At 59.6% G+C, this 17,240-nt stretch carries 20 protein-coding genes; 7 read left to right on the top strand and 13 right to left on the bottom strand.

Annotation, left to right across the window (positions count from 1 at the left end; genetic code table 11):
• Nucleotides 1-6: 6 nt before the first annotated feature.
• Nucleotides 7-498 (top strand): hypothetical protein, encoded by a 492-nt coding sequence (locus HMPREF2635_RS02610; protein ID WP_049156735.1) that lies wholly within the window; start codon nt 7-9, stop codon nt 496-498.
• Complete coding sequence (locus HMPREF2635_RS02605) at nt 498-1,340, top strand: PrsW family intramembrane metalloprotease (RefSeq protein WP_049156732.1); 843 nt, start codon at nt 498-500, stop codon at nt 1,338-1,340. Before HMPREF2635_RS02610 ends, HMPREF2635_RS02605 begins: the two co-directional genes overlap by 1 nt.
• Before the next feature lies 1 nt (nt 1,341).
• Here the strand turns inward: HMPREF2635_RS02605 and HMPREF2635_RS02600 are convergent, their stop codons facing one another.
• Nucleotides 1,342-1,944 (bottom strand): zinc metalloprotease, encoded by a 603-nt coding sequence (locus HMPREF2635_RS02600; RefSeq protein ID WP_046647030.1) that lies wholly within the window; start codon nt 1,942-1,944, stop codon nt 1,342-1,344.
• A gap of 100 nt (nt 1,945-2,044) precedes the next feature.
• A complete protein-coding gene (locus tag HMPREF2635_RS02595; protein ID WP_141761672.1) occupies nt 2,045-2,812 on the bottom strand; it encodes a hypothetical protein in 768 nt (255 codons plus the stop codon).
• A gap of 291 nt (nt 2,813-3,103) precedes the next feature.
• Between HMPREF2635_RS02595 and HMPREF2635_RS02590 the strand changes: the two genes are divergently transcribed.
• Nucleotides 3,104-4,378, top strand: a complete 1,275-nt coding sequence (locus HMPREF2635_RS02590) for an HNH endonuclease signature motif containing protein (RefSeq protein WP_070821236.1) — start codon at nt 3,104-3,106, stop codon at nt 4,376-4,378.
• Between the two features lie 41 nt (nt 4,379-4,419).
• On the opposite strand, the gene HMPREF2635_RS02585 is transcribed toward HMPREF2635_RS02590, so the two are convergent.
• The 8 genes from HMPREF2635_RS02585 to HMPREF2635_RS02555 all read right to left on the bottom strand — a co-directional run bounded on the left by HMPREF2635_RS02585 (nt 4,420) and on the right by HMPREF2635_RS02555 (nt 8,307).
• Nucleotides 4,420-4,728, bottom strand: coding sequence for a DMT family transporter (locus HMPREF2635_RS02585; RefSeq protein ID WP_046648595.1), 309 nt, complete (start codon nt 4,726-4,728; stop codon nt 4,420-4,422).
• A complete protein-coding gene (locus HMPREF2635_RS02580; protein WP_070510682.1) occupies nt 4,725-5,075 on the bottom strand; it encodes a DMT family transporter in 351 nt (116 codons plus the stop codon). Before HMPREF2635_RS02580 ends, HMPREF2635_RS02585 begins: the two co-directional genes overlap by 4 nt.
• A gap of 2 nt (nt 5,076-5,077) precedes the next feature.
• Nucleotides 5,078-5,371 (bottom strand): MGMT family protein, encoded by a 294-nt coding sequence (locus HMPREF2635_RS12855; RefSeq protein ID WP_080975120.1) that lies wholly within the window; start codon nt 5,369-5,371, stop codon nt 5,078-5,080.
• Entirely contained in the window at nt 5,343-6,047 is a 705-nt protein-coding gene (locus HMPREF2635_RS02575; protein ID WP_070821235.1) for a VOC family protein, read from the bottom strand. The genes HMPREF2635_RS12855 and HMPREF2635_RS02575 overlap by 29 nt, the downstream gene beginning before the upstream one ends.
• The gene (locus HMPREF2635_RS02570) at nt 6,047-6,325 is read right to left on the bottom strand and encodes an RNA-binding S4 domain-containing protein (RefSeq protein WP_046648682.1); all 279 of its coding nucleotides are present in this window, start codon (nt 6,323-6,325) and stop codon (nt 6,047-6,049) included. The genes HMPREF2635_RS02575 and HMPREF2635_RS02570 overlap by 1 nt, the downstream gene beginning before the upstream one ends.
• Nucleotides 6,306-6,992 carry a LysE family translocator gene (locus HMPREF2635_RS02565; protein ID WP_046648600.1) on the bottom strand — a complete coding sequence of 229 codons (687 nt, stop codon included), beginning with the start codon at nt 6,990-6,992 and terminating at the stop codon, nt 6,306-6,308. The genes HMPREF2635_RS02570 and HMPREF2635_RS02565 overlap by 20 nt, the downstream gene beginning before the upstream one ends.
• Nucleotides 6,993-7,072: 80 nt before the next feature.
• Nucleotides 7,073-7,765, bottom strand: a complete 693-nt coding sequence (locus HMPREF2635_RS02560) for an SDR family oxidoreductase (protein WP_046648602.1) — start codon at nt 7,763-7,765, stop codon at nt 7,073-7,075.
• Nucleotides 7,766-7,770: 5 nt separating this feature from the next.
• Nucleotides 7,771-8,307 carry an NADPH-dependent FMN reductase gene (locus tag HMPREF2635_RS02555; protein WP_046648604.1) on the bottom strand — a complete coding sequence of 179 codons (537 nt, stop codon included), beginning with the start codon at nt 8,305-8,307 and terminating at the stop codon, nt 7,771-7,773.
• Nucleotides 8,308-8,389: 82 nt separating this feature from the next.
• Here HMPREF2635_RS02555 and HMPREF2635_RS02550 point away from each other — a divergent pair, with 82 nt between their 5' ends.
• The 3 genes from HMPREF2635_RS02550 to HMPREF2635_RS02540 are packed head-to-tail and all read left to right on the top strand — an operon-like array spanning nt 8,390 to nt 12,352.
• A complete protein-coding gene (locus HMPREF2635_RS02550; protein ID WP_049156716.1) occupies nt 8,390-9,532 on the top strand; it encodes a Fic family protein in 1,143 nt (380 codons plus the stop codon).
• A gap of 23 nt (nt 9,533-9,555) precedes the next feature.
• A complete protein-coding gene (locus HMPREF2635_RS02545; protein ID WP_369816117.1) occupies nt 9,556-10,170 on the top strand; it encodes a sugar O-acetyltransferase in 615 nt (204 codons plus the stop codon).
• Complete coding sequence (locus HMPREF2635_RS02540) at nt 10,163-12,352, top strand: ATP-dependent RNA helicase (RefSeq protein WP_070821234.1); 2,190 nt, start codon at nt 10,163-10,165, stop codon at nt 12,350-12,352. Before HMPREF2635_RS02545 ends, HMPREF2635_RS02540 begins: the two co-directional genes overlap by 8 nt.
• On the opposite strand, the gene HMPREF2635_RS02535 is transcribed toward HMPREF2635_RS02540, so the two are convergent.
• The gene (locus tag HMPREF2635_RS02535) at nt 12,349-13,125 is read right to left on the bottom strand and encodes a TSUP family transporter (protein WP_369816137.1); all 777 of its coding nucleotides are present in this window, start codon (nt 13,123-13,125) and stop codon (nt 12,349-12,351) included. The genes HMPREF2635_RS02540 and HMPREF2635_RS02535 overlap by 4 nt on opposite strands.
• Here HMPREF2635_RS02535 and HMPREF2635_RS02530 point away from each other — a divergent pair.
• A complete protein-coding gene (locus tag HMPREF2635_RS02530) occupies nt 13,118-14,194 on the top strand; it encodes an AbrB family transcriptional regulator (RefSeq protein ID WP_070821233.1) in 1,077 nt (358 codons plus the stop codon). The two genes, HMPREF2635_RS02535 and HMPREF2635_RS02530, sit on opposite strands and share 8 nt — an antisense overlap.
• On the opposite strand, the gene HMPREF2635_RS02525 is transcribed toward HMPREF2635_RS02530, so the two are convergent.
• Both HMPREF2635_RS02525 and HMPREF2635_RS02520 read right to left on the bottom strand, forming a co-directional pair.
• Entirely contained in the window at nt 14,174-15,424 is a 1,251-nt protein-coding gene (locus HMPREF2635_RS02525) for an ATP-binding protein (RefSeq protein ID WP_070517082.1), read from the bottom strand. The genes HMPREF2635_RS02530 and HMPREF2635_RS02525 overlap by 21 nt on opposite strands.
• 93 nt (nt 15,425-15,517) lie before the next feature.
• Entirely contained in the window at nt 15,518-17,179 is a 1,662-nt protein-coding gene (locus HMPREF2635_RS02520) for a DUF885 domain-containing protein (RefSeq protein WP_070821232.1), read from the bottom strand.
• Nucleotides 17,180-17,240 lie beyond the last annotated feature (61 nt).

Below are 17,240 nucleotides of genomic sequence, written 5' to 3'. Positions count from 1 at the left end.
GTGTGCATGACTTCTTATCGTTTCCCTCCGGCGAAGATGACGGGACCTTTCTTCGCCGTGCTCGGGGCAACCTTGCTCGTCCTTGGGCTGCCCGCTGTGCTGAGCTTGGCCTTGCCGGAACGTGAACCTGAAATGGAAGAAGTGGTGCTCGATGACCCTGAGTGGCGCCAACCCATCGAGGGCCTTACGTGCAGCGTAAATCATGATTCCATGGCCAACCAGGCCTGGGACTGCGGCGATACCTTGGTCGAGGCCTATGTCACCGAAGGCGTCGAGGACGATGCACTCGCTTTGCGCCGCGCCGTGCGCGCAACCAGCTTCGAGGGCATGCCGAAGAAAGAAGACGTTAAAGATGCCGGAGGCATTCTCACCCTTGAAACGGATGGCTTTATTCCGGTCTTCGCCTTCAGCGTGGCTAAAGGCGATCTCAACTATCAGATCGTCTTCTCCAATGGTGACCCGACCGACCTTGCCCAACAATTTATGGAGGCCTTCTGATGAGCAAAATCTTCCGCGTTACCTTGTGGATCATCATTGGTCTCTGCCTACCGATTTCCCTGATTAATCTGCTCGGCATTTTCTTCGTGGCTCCTCTGCCGGGCCTCGTTAGCTTGATCCTCGGCGTCGGCTTCTTAGCGCTGGGCCTGTTCCTGTGGAGTCGCAGTCCGATGTGGGCAAGGCCGGGGAAAGGGTGGGCGTCGGCAAGCGTGCTCTGGGGAGCCGGCGCTGCTGTGACCTTGGCGCTGCTGTCAGCCTCCCCACTGACCGACCTCTCCGTGGGCCTGGGCTGGGAGGAATCCATGATGTCCTGGGCCGGTGCTTATCCGGAAGAATTTGCCAAGGCCCTCGGCGTGGTCTTCATCCTCCTCAGCTTCCGACAGCTCAACCGGCCTTGGCACGGCTTCATCGTCGGTGCGCTCGTGGGCTGGGGCTTCGAAGTCCTGGAAAACAGCCTGTACTCCGCGATGGGTGCACTGATGCACCCGACCTCAGACTGGATCGGCATGCTCCAGATGTGGGGTCTGCGCCTTGTTGCAGGCCCGTGCCTGCACATGTGCTTCTCTGCCATCGCAGGTTTTGGCATCGGCTGGGCTATCTACGCCGCGCATAAACCATGGTGGTGGCGCCTCGGCATTGGCGTGGGCGCGCTGTTTTTCTCCTTCTGTCTCCATTTCGCGTGGAACTACATGTGGGAGGAAACCTGGCAGCTCGTCACGCAGTATGTCCTCGTGGCGCTCATCATGTACCCGACGGTCATCTACCTGGGAATCCGCGCTCACCGCCTGGCCAAGACCGACGACACCTATTCGCATTCGCCGGGCGCGGCCAGCCTGCGGTGACTTAGTCGAACTGTCCTTGCAGGACAGCCACCGCATCGAGCGGAGTCACATGATAAGAAATGGGATTCTGGTTCGCACCGGCCATGAGCGCGTGGGCGCAGGAGTGACCCGCGCCCATCATGTGGCCGAGCTCGTGGGCGATAGTGCCTTGGAGCGCCTCTGGGTACTGAGCGTTAGCGGTCTTGATGAAGAGCATCCCATGGTCCGGGTAGGCCGTACCTTGGACGTAACCGTTCGGTTCCGGCTTGTAGATGATGGCGATGGTGTCTTCATCAGCCTCGGACGGCGCTACTTCCTTAAGCGAGGCCTTCCCGTCGAGCGCGTCGTTCCACTCAGCTACCGCGGCATCGAGCTGCTCGCGGTAGGGGAAATCATCCGCCACCTTGTACTTAAGGACCCCGCTCTGGAAGTAAGAAGGAACGGAATCGGCATCGCGCAGAATAGACGGATCCGGAACGGGCTTTCCTTCATTTGCCAACTTGGTAATGGTGGCACACGTACCTGGGGAAATAAGCGAACGGGTTTGGTCGCTCTTCGCAGTCGCTGCTGGGGCAGCGCTCAAAGCTGCAACAGCAATGGTCAAAATGGACAACGTCTTGCGCATCAGAAATACCTTTCGGGCTAGCAACTGCTTCGTTGACAGCCGAGAATATATTGATTTCTTAGCAAGCGCAAAGGTACTTCTTAGCTTATTTCCTGGTTGGTCAGCACACCTGCGACGAGCTCGGCACAGCGCGCTTCAGTTCCGCACACGCCCTATCGCGCGCATCTTGGAGGGGCGTCGGCAAGCTCGGCGCCTGCGGAGAAACCTCCACCGCACCGAGAACATCCGTCGTGAGATCCGCCGGGGAACCATAGGTATTAGCCGCCACACTATAACCCGGACCAAAAGAGGCACTCGCGTGAACTTGGCGATCATCCGACCACCCAAATTTCGTGCCGATGATGCCCGGGATTCGTGCGGTGCCAAAGTCCTGGCGGTAACCGTCGGCCGCCGTGGGCGCTGCCGTCGCCATGCCCTTCGTGATCGGCGCGGCAACCGGATCGCCAGAAATCACCCCGATGAAGCGCGTGAGATCCTCCGTCGACGTCGTGACATTTCCCCAGTAGCCGTTGTGGTGGGTCTCCCCCAGCTGATACTCACCGATGATGGAGGGAATCGCCTGCGGATATTTCCACTCTAAGTCGCTGGCAGTTCCGTCCTCAGAGAAACGAATCATGTTCTCCACGCGGGCTTTATCCTCCGGCGCGCCGTACTTCAGCACCCACATGCCGAGGTATAGCTTGGCCAGGGATAGCGCGGCGCGGGACTCATGGCCATTTCCGGTGGAGACTGAGTTTCCGTCGGCATAACGCACGGTCATCTGGGTGCGTGGTGGAACCTTTTCAGGATTGAACGTCAGGGCATGGGCGGGTGGCGCCGTGAGAGCCGCAAGAGCAAGGCCAACGATGAGCGGGGTAGGTTTCAGCACGTGCATAGATTAACTCAAGTCACAATTTTAACAATCTCTAGTGAGGGAGCATTAACCAAACATACGTCCCACTCCAGGGGACTTCCGCACGCCCCGCTTCAAGTCGGAGACCGACTGAAACCACACCTCGCCAGCATCTGTCACCTCAGTTGCCTCCCCTTTAACAACTTTTCTTCCGGGGTAGACATCGTCGAGGGTGTGGCATAAACTCGTTTTTCGAAAGGGGTTTCGAACAGTGGGGGTTCGGATCCTCTCAGTAATTCACTTAAGAAAGAGGGGGTTGCGCGTTTCGTGTCTTCCACTACAGACGTTGTTAATGCGTCCTATTTTTCTCATTCCAATCCGAATGATCCGGTCTGCGTGGCAGGTCAAGGTGTACGCCAGGCAGACTATGAATTCTGGTCCAGCGTTCTTCCCGCACTTGACGAGGACGCCGATACTGCTTGCATGCGCCTTGGGATAAAGACCGGTAAATCTGCTGGCGCGGTAGCCCGCATTATCATGGGCCTTCACCGCCTTACCGAGCTTCCTCAAGTAAAGGCTCTGCAAGATGCCAACCATTTGCTGGATTTAGCGGCTTTGATTGCTATCGATCAGGTGATGGCTAAACTAGGCCAGCCTTCAAAGGAGGTGGTCGCCGCAATTGATGCCTCATTAGCTCGGTGGTTTACCCCGACTAAGCCAAATCAGGTATTTCCCACCACCGCGCAGATTCGCCGCCGGATACGCGACCTTGTCAAAGTGCATGATGACTCCATCGCCGTGGAGGATAAGCGCCCAAAGAATCGGTACTCCATGATGACCCGCGCCCAGCGCGCCACCCTAGAACTCGAGGTGGACAGCAGCGTCGGAATCATCATCCATGAAGCAATTAAGGCAGCAGCCGAAAAGCATGAGGTGTCCATGGCGGAAGCGCTGATCCTCCTCACTACCGGAAAGGTGGAGCCAGAAGCTGCCCGAGTAGTGCTCCACACATATAAAGCCGACGATGTAGAGGACGCCCCAGTGTACGTGGAAGGACATGGCTGGCAAGTGGGAGACATCCCGGCTCAGTCCACAACGGTAAGAGATTTGAGCACCAAGCCGGAGGCCTCTAAGAGCTACGGACCAGCCACGATGGTTCGCAAATACGTTGAAGGCCGCGATGGCACCTGCCGTGCCGCTGGCTGCGGAATGCCGGCGTGGTTGTGTCAGTTAGACCACCGGATTAACTACGCCGATGGTGGGCCAACGCATCCGGACAACATGGTGGCGTTGTGCCAGCACCACCACAATATGAAAACCGATGGACGGGCCTTTTATATCTTGGACCCTGATACCGGGGATGTGGTCTGGCTTTTTGAGGACGGAACCTGGGCAATCACAGAGCCTTCCGGGCCGCTGGCTCCTAAGCGCAAGCGCTGGGCACGGAGCATCGCACAAGATATTGAAGGATATCGCACCAGGAAGCATCGCGAGGCTCAGGAGCTTAAAGCCGAGCTAGACAAAGAACAACGAGAAGCCGCACGCCAAACAGAAAAGGCGAAGAACAAGAAATCTGAAGGCAGTGAAGAAATCCCCTTCTAGGAAGGATCCGTCGTTTACAACGACGAATGGGATAGCCGGCTCTACCCCATATCCACTAGGAGCACTCCGCCAATGATCAGCGCGACCCCTAAGCCCTTAAGCCAAGTGAAAGGCTCGCGGAAAAGCATGAAGGATAAAAGAGCAGTAAGCGCCACGCCACAGGCAGTCCAGATTCCATAGGCCACACCTAGCGGTATGCCCTGACGGAGAGCCAACGACAAGAAAACATAGGAGGACACATAGGCCACGACGACCCACGCTACCCACGCCTTCTGCCCATGAACGGCCAGCATACGCAGGCCCAATGTACCGGCGACTTCGATGAGGATGGCAAGGGATAACCAGATCAAGGATCCACCTCCACGAGCGTGGTCTTCGGTTCCCTGCCGCCCATTTCAACGCAGACCACGCCGGCGATGATGCACCCCATGCCCACCAACATGAGCGGCGTGAGCTGTTCGCCAAAGAGGTACGCGGACAACCCTGCGGTAAGCACCACGCCGGTTGCACCCCAGATGCCATAGGCCGCACCCACGTGCATGCCGCAACGCAACACTTGATGCAGGGCGGAAAAAGCGACGACGTAGCCCGCCACCACCACGACATAGACCGCGGGGTGCTCTAGCGCCGCCTTGAGGCATAAAGTCGCCACCACCTCACTGATGATGGCAATGGTCAAAAAGAGCCAAGCGCGCACTTTCACCCTCCCAGATCCGCCGCATCCAGACCGCACTTCGAAAGGATCACGCGGTCCCCACGGTGTGGGATACCTTCTTCATCCCAATGGACTTGGGCGGCGGAAGTGTGGGCGCGGCCGGTACTGTTAACCACCCGCCACCAGGGCAGATCTGTGCTTTTCGACATCACCCAGCCCACATACCGCGGGCCGACGCCCGCCACTTTTGCGATCTCTCCGTATGTGGAGACATTGCCGGGCGGTATGCGGCGCACGACCTCCGTAACCCTAGAGTTCGATGGGTTCTTCGGGGGCATCCTCAACCTCACACAAGGTCAGGGCCGTACCCGTGGAATCCTCAATCAGACACAGGCGGCCGAATGGTGAATCGTGGGGCTCGCGAATGATCTTTCCGCCGTTATCAATCACAGCCTTCGCCGCTTGGTCGATATCCCGCACGCCCAAGTAGGTTTGCCAGAAACTCGGCAAACCCTCCGCGTGCCAGAACCCGGCAAAGGCAGCGCCTTCTTCCTCCGCGACTGCGTAGTGCTCATCGCCGCGAATCTCCCAGTCGAAGAGCTCGCCATAAAAGTCCAACGTCGAGTGGAAATTCTCCGAGACCGTCAGCTCGTGCCATACCGGGGTCCCCGGCTCGCCGCCAGCAACGAAGCGGTCGAGCTCCGGCTGCGTCAAACCAAACATGGCACCACTGTTGTCCAGAACAAGCGCCAACGGCGCGCCTAATGCGAGGATCTTGCCGCCGAGTTGTTCTACCCGGGCGCAGTCGGCTTCCAAGTCGCGGGAAAGGAAGTACGCTGCCCAAGTGTCTTGGCCAGGGACGATCTCCGCGATCGGCAGGCCCTCCAGACGGGCAATGCCCTCTTCGAATTCCCAGCCCAACACGGCGGAATAAAACTCCTCGGAAGCCTTCACGTCGGAGCTAGCCAGAGTAATCCAGTAGGGCATTCCTACTTCTGCTTCAAAGGCGGGCATTAAAGGTTCCTCCACTTCTCCGGGTCGAAGTCATCATCGGCGGTGGCCTCATCAAAATAATCGTCGTCGTCTTCGACGACGCGGGCGCAGGTGTCGGAGACGCAGATGACGTCGCCAAGCGCCAGCGTTGCACCGCGCTGCTTAGTCACTTCCCCATTGACGGTGACCTGGCCTTGCTCGATAAGTTCTTTGGCCTCACCCCCGGTGGCGACCAAGGATGCCAGTTTGAGGAACTGGCCGAGCTTGATGGATTCTCCCTTAATTGAGACTTCTAGCATGCTGACCAGCATACCCAGCGGCTGCACTGAGCAGTCCCTCCACCAGAATGATGACGCCAAGCAGGGCAAACACTACGCCACTAAAGATATCGACACTGGCGGAGTTCTTCGCCATCCACTTCGACACCGCACGAGTACACAGCGCGACACCAACAAAAATAATGAGGCTTTCTATAACCAACACAGAACCAACCGTGGCATTGGCGCTCAAGCCCATGTCCGGATCGATAAAATTGGCAAAGATAGCGCCGAAGAAAATCAGAACCTTGGGGTTGGAAAGGTCGCTGACCAGGCCCATGCGGTACGCCGTGCCGAGTCTGATGATGCCATCCGGGGTGAACCCGCGCGGTTGAGGGTTCATAGTTGCCGGTGCACGGCGCTCTTTGATGCCACCGCTGATGGCAGAAAAAGCCATCCACAGCAGATAGCTGCCGCCGGCAACCTGCAGCGCCACCAGGATTTCCGGGTGCGCCGAAATCAATGCGGTAAGCCCCGCTAGCGAAGCAACGGTCCACATCATCAAGCCGGTGGTGCTACCGATTGCGGCCCACACCGCCGCGCGCGTAGAGCGTGCACCCAAACGAATAATCTGCACCACGTCTGGTCCTGGCGAGGCCATCGCCGCGAACCACACACCCATTAAGGCCACTATGGCGCTGAATGCCATCTAACACCCCCATACTCACATGTGTTTTCACTAACGCATGCCACTATAAGAGGCGTCTCACCTGCAGCGAAACAGGTAATTTAGCTTTGCGTGCGCGGCTTAATGGTCATGGTGTCAATGTTGACGTGCTCCGGCAGCGAGGCCACCCAACGCACGGCCTCAGCGATGTCTTCTGCGGTGAGGTTGAGTTCGCCGTCATACACCTGTGCAGCACGTTCGGTGTCGCCCCGAAAACGATTGAGGGAAAACTCCGCCGTGGCTACACGGCCCGGGTCGAGTTCGGTGACACGAACGCCGTGCTCCTCGATACGAAGTGCACGGGAAATCACGCGCACACCGTGCTTAGCGGCGTTGTAGCCGGAGCCGCCCTCGTAGACGTTCCAACCGGCAACGGAGCCCATGTTGATGATGAGCCCACCCCGCAGCTTCGGCATGAGGGCTTGGATCATACGGACAGTGCCTAGGACGTTGACGTCGTACATCCACTGCCAGTCATCGATAGTAGTCTCCACGAGGGGCTCCAGGCCCTTCGCGCCACCGGCGTTGTTGACCAAGAGGTCCACGCGGTCGAGGTGGGAGACGAACTCAGCCACGGACTCGTCCGAGGTTACGTCGAGGGCGTGCGCCTCGCCGCCGATGTCCTTCGCGAGGGCCTCAAGGCGCTCTACGCGACGCGCACCGACGACAACATGCCAACCGTCGGCCGCCAACGCTCTTGCCGACGCCTCCCCGATCCCCGACGATGCTCCTGTGACGACTGCTACCTTTTCCATGCGCCCTAGGATAGGACTTCTTCCAGCTCGGCGCAGATGTTTTCGACGATCCCGGCCTTGAAATCAGCCGGGGTGAAGGTGCCATCCTTCATGTCGGTATTCAGCGAGATATCCAGCTGGGTGCGCAGCTGCTTCATAGAGAAGTTCGCCATGATGAGGCGCCACGCCTCTACCGCGCGGATGCCGCCGCTGAAGCTGTAGCCCACATACGCAATCGGCTTGCCTACCCACTCGGCGCCGAGGGAATCGACGGCGTTCTTGAAAGCGCCCGGCACGGAGTGGTTGTACTCCGGGGTGACAAAGATATAGCCGTCGCAGGAATCGACAGCATCGGACCAAGCCTGCACCTGCGGATCCTCGTAATTCTTGTTTGCCGCCATAGGAATGACGGAGGTGGTGAGGATCGGAACGTCGAAGGCCTTGAGGTCAATGAGCTCGTAGTCCACGTCGCGCCCCTGAGCGAGGTCGGTGACCCACTGGGCGATGGCCAGTCCGGCGCGGTCGTCGCGGGTAGAGCCGAGGATGATGCCGATTTTCGCCATAAGGATGCCTTTCTTAATTTGTTAACACGTCAACGTCTGAGGGTACGCCGATATGTCGACGCAATCGACAAGTCATCCAGATATGTCGAAAATTCTGAAAAAAATCGACATATCTGCTCAACATGTCTATTCTTTTACCATGCCAACCTATAGCCCGGACACCCCCTACAATGAGCTTCCACCCCTCCCCCCTGCAGAAGTGGTGGAAACCGTTCCCGTGCTTAAGGCCATCATCGATGCTAAGGAAAAACTGGCTGAACTGCGTACGGCCTGCCAGCTCATCCCTAACCCGGAGATCATCACCTCAACGATTCCACTGCGTGAGGCTCGTGCTTCCTCCGAGATTGAGAACATCGTCACCACTAATGACGAGCTCTTCCGTGCGGCGTGGCACGTCGATGCCGAGCCGACTCCTGCCACCAAGGAGGCTCTTCGCTATAACGCCGCGCTCCACGCTGGACTTTCCTCACTATCGCAGCGACCTCTATCAGAAAAGACAGCAAAAATCGTATGCAGCACCCTTCTAGATACTCAGGCCGAGGTGCGTTCACTTCCGGGCACGTTTATCGGTAACCCTGTAACGAAGGAGAGGCTCTACACCCCACCTGAAGGAAGGGAGATTATCGAGGACCATCTCGCAGCGTGGGAGGACTATATATATTGCAGCCACGACGTTGATTCCCTTGTAAAGATGGCACTGCTTCACTATCAATTTGAAGCAATCCATCCTTTCTACGATGGCAATGGGCGCACTGGACGAATCCTTAACGTCCTCTACCTCATCCAAGAAGATCTTCTTGAGCTGCCGGTTTTGTACCTGTCCGGGTATATCGTCGGAAACAAAGCAGACTACTATCGCCATCTCAACGCTGTGACAGCTAAGGGAGCATGGGAAAACTGGCTTCTTTTTATGATCCGCGGCGTTCACGCAGCGGCTGCCGACGCCTCCTCGATGATTACCCAGCTTCGGGCTATCCAGGAAAACACTGCGCAACGAATACGTTCTGCGGGCGTGATTAACCATCCCCTCGAGATGGCCGAGCTCATTCTTATCAAGCCCTATGTACGCATTACTGACGTGGTAGAGACGGGCTTCGTCAAACGCCAAACCGCCAGCGCGTGGCTGGCGCATCTCGTAGATTTAGGAATCCTAGAAGAAATCCAACAAGGCCGCTCCAAGGTTTTCCTTCACCGTGCCGCTCTCGATGTTCTGACTCGAGACTAAGAGGAGGGAATAGGATGGCTGACATGCATCACCCAGACGAAGGATCCTTTGAACGCATGACCAGCGGGCAGTGGTTCATGCCCAGTGTCAACGAGGAGGTTAGCGCCGAACATCGACGCGGCTTCCTGCTGGCCAAGGAGCTCAATGAGCTGCAAAACACCAACCCAGAGCGCGCGAAGGAGATTTTGCGGGAACTGTTGTCGCCCGAGTCCGAGGTTCCCGGGCTGCACACGCCGCTCAACGTCGAGTATGGCTGCAATGTGACCATCGGAAAAGACGTGTTCATCAACTTTGGTGCGACAATCCTGGCGCAGGCGCCTGTAACCCTCGGAGACCGCGTCATGATCGGGCCGAATTGCTCGCTCATCACGGTGGGCCACCCCGTCAACGATCATGAGATGCGGGCGGAGGGCTGGGAGATTGCGAAGCCCATTAGCGTCGGGCGCAACACGTGGTTCGGCGCCAACGTCACGGTGCTGCCGGGCGTGACCATCGGCGAGGATTGTGTCGTTGGAGCGAACACACTGGTCACCACAGATATCCCGGATAGGTCACTGGTGCTGGGTCAACCCGGTCGTGTGGTGCGCACGCTGGAGGACAACGAAGATAGGTGGGAGCGCCAGGATCTCGATGTTTGATCTCAAGGCGATCGGCAAGGGGCTACCCGTCCTGGAGACCATCGATTCTCTGCCTTCCGCCGGTCACGTCGTAGTCCAGGCTCCGCCCGGCACGGGTAAGACCACGCTCGTTCCGCCGGCGCTGGCTAACCAAGTAGAGGGCAAGGTTCTCGTCACCGCGCCGCGCCGCGTAGCTGTGCGTGCTGCGGCAAACCGCCTTCAAGAGTTGTCAGGCCAGCGCATCGGCTATGCGGTGCGCGGTGATTCCCGCAAAGGCGCAGACGTCGAGTTTGTTACCCCAGGTGTTTTGTTGCGCCGCCTGCTGCGGGATCCGGAACTTGAAGGAATTTCCGCCGTAGCCATCGACGAGGTGCATGAACGCCAGCTCGATACTGACCTCGTACTCGGCATGTGCTTGGAGTTGGCGCAGCTCCGCGATGATTTTCGGGTCATTGCCATGTCCGCGACTGTCGACGCCTCCCGCTTCTCCCAGCTCATGGGAGGGGCGCCGATCCATTCCACTGAGGCCGTTACATATCCGCTCAACATCTCCTATGAACCGATTCCGGGGCGCGCTGCGGGAGATCGAGACTTTTGGAAAGGCGTGGCGAGGGTTGCCGCGCGGCAGCACGAGTCCACGCTGGTCTTTGTGCCGGGAGTTCGCGAGGTCAACCTGGTGTGTGATGCATTGAGTGGCCACAACGTTTTTCCGCTCCACGGCCGCCAAACCGCGCAGGAGCAGGACGCGGCGTTGTATACGCGAGAGCAGCGCATCGTGGTGGCCACCTCCATCGCCGAGTCTTCGCTGACCGTGCCGGGCGTGCGCACCGTCGTCGATGCCGGGTTGTCCCGCGTCCCCAAGCGAGATGCGCAGCGCGGGATGAGTGGGTTGGTGACGGTGTCGACGTCGAAAAGCAGCGCCGATCAACGCGCCGGACGTGCCGGACGTGAGGCGCCCGGCACCGTCGTCCGCTGCTATTCGCAAGAGGACTACCAGCACTTTTCCCCGCATGTGATTCCGGAGATTCTATCCGCGGACCTCACGCAGGCGGCGCTGTTCATGGATTGTTGGGGCGCGGGGCCGGACTTCCCGTTGCTTGATCAAGCACCGGCACCCTCGCTTGCCGACGCCCACCGCACCCTAGATCTGCTCAACGCTGGCGAAGAGCTGGCGCTACTGCCGACGCACCCACGGTGGGGCGCGGCACTGTTGAAGTACGGTGCGGGGGCGGCGCAGACGATTGCCCGCCTGGATGATTCGGACCCGAAGCGGCTGGCCCGCTTGGTGCCTAACAAGGGTCCGGTGGACCCAGGCGTGGTGGTCGCTACTGCCTTCCCGGAGTTCGTGGCCAAGCGCGTAGGTGACAAGGAGTATTTGTTGGCGAGTGGCACCCGCGCGCGGTTTCTCGAGGATGGTCACGAGTGGTTGGCGGTGGCGGAGGTGTCGTTGGCGCAATCTGGAAACGCCATCATTCGTGAAGCAGTGCCGATTGCGGAAAAGGACGCGCTCGAGATCATCGGCGTGACCGAGGAAACCCGAGCTTTTCTCGACGGCCCCAAAGTGCGCGGCGTGCGCGTGCGTGCGGCAGGTGCCATCGTGTTGTCGGAAACCCCAGTGAAGGTTTCCGGTGATGAGGCGGTGGAGGCACTCCGTAACTCCGGACAGAGTTTAAACCTGTTTCACTTCAGCGACAAGGCCCAGAACCTGCGGGAACGTATGCGGCACTTACACGCTGCATACGGTGAGCCATGGCCGGACGTGGACGGTGATGATCTGAGCTGGCTGGAGCCGGAGCTGTATGAACTCGCTGAGGGGAAGCGCCCAGACATGTACCCGGCGCTGCAGCGCCTGCTGCCGTGGCCCGAAGCTAGCCGCTTGGATGAGCTCGCGCCGGAACGGTTATCGGTTCCGTCCGGACGTGCTGCGAGGATCGATTGGTCCGGCGAGCGCCCAGTGGTCTCCATCAAGTTGCAGGAATGTTTCGGGTTGGCGGAGTCTCCCGAATACTGCGGCCATCGCGTGCAATTTCATCTGTTATCCCCCGCCGGCCGGCCACTTGCCGTCACCGATGATCTAGCGAGCTTCTGGTCTGGGCCCTATGCCGGGGTGCGCGCCGACATGCGCGGGCGCTATCCCAAGCACCCGTGGCCGGAGGATCCGTGGAATGCGGTAGCAACCGCAAAGACGAAGAACCGGATTTAACCCCACTGCTGCCAGGCCAGGTACACGCTCATCACCACGACGAGAGTGAGCAGTGCATAGCGGATGAGCTTCGCACCGCCGCCGAGCACTGTTCGCGCGCCCAGCTGCGCGCCGATGATATTTGCTGCTGCGAGAACAAGTGCTAGGCCCCATACCACGTGCCCGCCCACGATAAAGACCACGAGCGCGCCGACGTTGGTACATGTGTTGACCACCTTGGACATCGCGGCGGAGGTAAGGAAGTTCTGGGAAAAGATGGCGGTGAAGGCCATGATGAGGAACATGCCGGTGCCGGGCCCAAAAATACCGTCGTAAAAGGCAATGGCCGCCACGGCGGCTAACCCGGTCCACGTGCGCCAGCCGCCACGGATACCGTCCCCTTCGCCGCTGCCGAAGTCTGGGCGAAAGGCCACGAAAATGCCGACTGCCACCATGAGCACGATGATGACCGGCCGCATGACGTCCTTGTCCATGAGTGCGGCTGCTGCAGCGCCGAGCCCGGAACATAGGAGGGCGATAAGGCCCATACGGATGAGCTCGCCCTTCGGCGGGCGGACCTTCTTGACGAGCGTAACGGCAGCAGAGGCCGTTCCAGAGACCGCCGCCACCTTGTTCGTGGCCAGGGCGGTGGCGGGAGCAAGCTGGGGCGCGACCGCCAGAATGAGCGGAATAAGCACGAGCCCGCCGCCGCCAATGACGGCATCGATCCATCCGGCCACGGCAGCGCCAATGGTGAGAATCGTCCAACCGCTTAATCCGAAATCCATGTCCATCATTAAACTCGATTCCATGTCTGTTCGTACGAGATGGGTCATCGTGGCCCCGGGGTCTGCAGCACTGGGGGCATTGTTTAGCTACCTTCACGTACCCGCAGCCTGGATCCTCGGCGCCATCGTGGTCTCGGGAGCCATGGCCTTGACGACGGGCAAAGAACTCGCCGTTAATGAGCACTTTTATTCTGTCGCCCGCGGGTTCATCGGAATGATGGCGGGCATACCACTGACCTTAGTTCCTGCCTCCACGCTCCTTGGCTTTGTGCCAGCCGCGGTGACGATGTCACTCATCACTGTGCTTATCGGTGTCGCCGGCGGCGTGCTGCTACACCGCTCACAGCCGAAGGATATTTCCTGGGAGACGGGTATTTTGTCGATGCTGCCGGGCGGGGCCTCCCTCATGCCGGCACTAGCTAGCGAGCTCGGCGCGGACTACCGCTACGTGGCGCTGACGCAATACCTGCGCCTTCTGGCGGTGTCGGTGTCGCTGCCTTTGGTGGTGTCGTTGTTGGATGCCCCCGCTGGTCACGGTGTCGACATGAGCGTTGACGGCGAGGTCACGTGGTGGATCGTACTGCTGACTCTCGCCATCGCTGTGGTTGGTGAACAGCTGGGCAAGCTGGTGCGTTTGCCAGCTGCTGCTGTTTTGGGGCCGCTCATCTTGACGGTGCTGGTTGCGCAGGTTATTCCAGCCGGCCACACACTGGAGCCGCTCTACGTGTTCAAGATCATGGCCTTTATGTCCATCGGCTGGGTCTGCGGTGGTGGGCTTTCGGTACCGGCACTGCGGGCCTTCGCCAAGCAGCTACCGGCGACGATCCTCTTTATCGTTGTCGTGATCGGCGTGTGCGCATTGACCGCACTGCCTCTGACCGCATGGCTGGACATAACCTACTTCGAGGCTTACCTCGCCACCTCACCCGGCGCGCTGGAGACGGTGCTTGCGCTGTCTGCGGAAGGAGGCGCGGGCCCAGCCGTGGTGGCCGTGCAGATTATCCGGCTCATCATCGTGCTGGTCATCGCCGGCTACCTGCCGCAGATTTTGCGGCTATTCCGCAAGCGCCGCTAGTGGAACCACCCACACTCCATCTGACCGTTGGAAAGCTGGTCCGCTGGGAATAACCACGATGAGAGCGGCCGGTGGCAAGGAGACCTTCTCTGCCACTCTTAACAAATGTGCCGCCGCGGCATCGACCTCGTTGTGCGAAAGTTTCGCTTCAAATCCCACCCACGAGCCATCCCTGAGTTCCACTATCGCGTCAATTTCTTCGCGGCCCTTCATATCCCGCAGATGGAAGACGCCTCGTGCCCTTAATGCTTGAGCATAAACGCGCAGATCGTGCACCAGTTGCGCCTCAAAGAGAATGCCCAAAGTCTCTAGATCACCAAGCAGTTTGTCTGGCCCAACCGCCAACAATGCAGCTGCCAAGCCAGGATCCGCGAGCTGACGCTTCGGCATCTGAACCATGGTTGTCTTAGATCTCGTCTTTGGTGACCACGCGGGCTGGTCTTCAACTAGGAACAAACGTGTAGCAAAATCATGAATAACGTTGACGGTTTCTGCTGCCGGCATAGGAGTAGCACTGCTGAGCTCGCCAATGCGTTTACGAATCGCTGCAGCGGTGGCCGGTTGAGCAACTAGCCCCGCGTAGGCGCGAAGAAAAGACTGGAAACGGCGCGGATCGCGGCGCGGACCCCCAAGTTCCGGGTAGTCGTGCTCGCTCATCTCCGTGAGGTAAGACTCCATCCCCTCTTGGGCATCTAGAGGATCAAGGTCGAAAAACTCTGGGAAGCCACCGGCAACGATCCAGCGGGCATAATCCGCCACGGTGGCGTCCGTCCCAGCCGTGGGATCCTGATTGCCGGAAATAATCGCGCCTAGTGATACGCGCTCAGCCAAATCTCCACGCTCTGCCAGGCTCAACGTACGCAACTGAATCGAGCGAATACGCCCAGCCCCCGAATGGCGGGTGGCATCGTCATCGGGTGTCGAGGAACCCGTGAGGAGGAACTGTCCCTTTTCTCGCGAGTCATCGACCGCATGACGCACTTCGTTCCAGATAGCAGGAACAACCTGCCATTCATCGATAAGCCGGGGCCGCGCCCCTTGAAGCCCTAGTGCCGGTTGCATGCGAGCAACGTTTGCTTCAGGAGTGTCACGGTCAAGCTGAATGACAGACTTAGCAAACTGGCGCGCCGTCGACGTTTTGCCGCTCGCGCGGGGGCCTTTCAGGAAGAGGGCTCCGGCAACGCGAAGGCCTCTTTCTACTTCTGCATCAACAATTCGCGGCAGGTACATACCAGGTACCCTAGTCCGAAACATGGATAAATTACAGAGTCACTAGTGGATAAATCCAAGAGTCAGGTGTGGATAAATCCAAGAGTCTGACAGCTAGTCCAGAATCGTCTCGCGCAGGATCGACATCGGCACAGAACCTAGGGCCAATGCCTGGGAGTGGAAGTCACGTACGTCCATCCCCTGTTCGACTGCGGCGTCGCGGGTCTGCTGCCACAGGCGCTGGCCCAAGGCATACGACGGCGCCTGGCCCGGCCAGCCCAGGTAACGGGTGACCTCGAAGGAGAGGTTGGCATCATCCATCGCGGTGTTCTCACGCATGAAGGTCTTGACGTGGGACTTGTCCCAGACGCCGGACGCGGTGCACTCCGGCAGCGCCTTGCCCAAGTGGAGTCCGATGTCCACCACGACGCGGGCGGCGCGGAAGCGTTGGGCGTCGAGAAGCCCCATGCGGAAGCCCGGATCATCCATGTACCCCAGCTCCGCCATGAGTGCCTCAGCGTACAGAGCCCAGCCCTCACCGTGACCGGAGTTCCACGTCACCGCACGGCGCCATAGGTTGAGGTCCGGCTGGGTCAGCGCGGCGCCAATCTGCAGATGGTGGCCCGGCGCGCCCTCGTGGTGGACGGTTGTCAGCTCCTGCCAGGTGTGGAAAAGCTCCTGGCCAGCCGGTACGGACCACCACATGCGGCCGGGGCGAGAGAAATCGTCAGAAGGCGAGGTGTAGAAGATGCCGCCGGTGCCTGCCGGATCGATGCAGCACTCGATCTCTTTAACCGCTTCCGGGATGTCGAAGGCGGTGCCGTCGAGGTCCTTGATGACGCGGTCCGCGGTGGACTGCATCCACTCCACTAACGAGTCGGTGCCGTGCAGCTGGTAGCGCTCCTCTTCGTTGAGCTTGCGCATGGCCGCGCGCACGGTGACGTCGGAGCCGTAGAGCTCGTGGGCGATTTTTTCTTGTTCCGCCTTGATGGAGCGCACCTGGTCCATGCCCCACTCATAGGCCTCGTCGAGGTCCACGGCGTCGCCGACGAAGAGCTTGGAGAAGCGCTCGTAGCGCTCGCGGCCCACCGCGTCCTGCGATGGTGCCTGCGGCTGCAGCTCGTTAGAGAGCCAATCGGCGAACTCGCCGAAGGCTTCCTTGGCCGCGTCCACCTCTGGGCCCTCAACGCCAAGGTCCTCGAGCATGGAGCCGGCGTCGGCAAGCCGCTCGCATTGCACGAAGACATCGGAGATCTGGCGCTGCGGCGCGACCATGCCACGCGAGGCCGCCTCGGTGAGGGACTCCTTGTAGCCGTTGAGGGAGGCCGCCACCTTCGACAGGCGCGAACGCAATGCATCAAGCTGCTCCGGGGTGTCCTTCGGCATGAGCATGAGGGTGTCGCGGATGGTCTGCACCGGGGAGGCAATGTTGTTAAGGCAGCGGATGTCCTCACCGGCATGGTGCAGGTCAAGATCCAGGCAGAGACGGTCGCGCAAGACGGCGGCGGTGACGTAGTCCACCTCGTCAAAATCGTCGTCATCGTCGGATTCGTCGGTGGTGTCATCGAGGGCGTCGAGATCCGCCATCATCTCACGGGTGCGATCCGCCACGGAGGAGTAGTACTCCGGGGAGAAATCTTCCAACTCCCCGTCGAAGCCGGGGATTCCCCACGCGGTGGCATCGGTGGGCGTGAGCTGCGCGAGGTCGTGGACGAAGTTATCGCACGACGCGTCCAGCAGCGAAGGCTGGCGCTCTGCGTTCTGGTCAAAACTCATAAGGGCGAAGTCTAACGAAGATCCAGGGGGTTGGGCCAACCCAGCACCGCCTTATTTACCA

The sequence above is a fragment of the Corynebacterium sp. HMSC035E02 genome (genome assembly GCF_001836065.1).
Taxonomy (GTDB): domain Bacteria; phylum Actinomycetota; class Actinomycetes; order Mycobacteriales; family Mycobacteriaceae; genus Corynebacterium; species Corynebacterium hiratae.
Note: the sequence above shows the minus strand (reverse complement) of the source record. Positions and strands in the feature narration are given on the sequence as shown.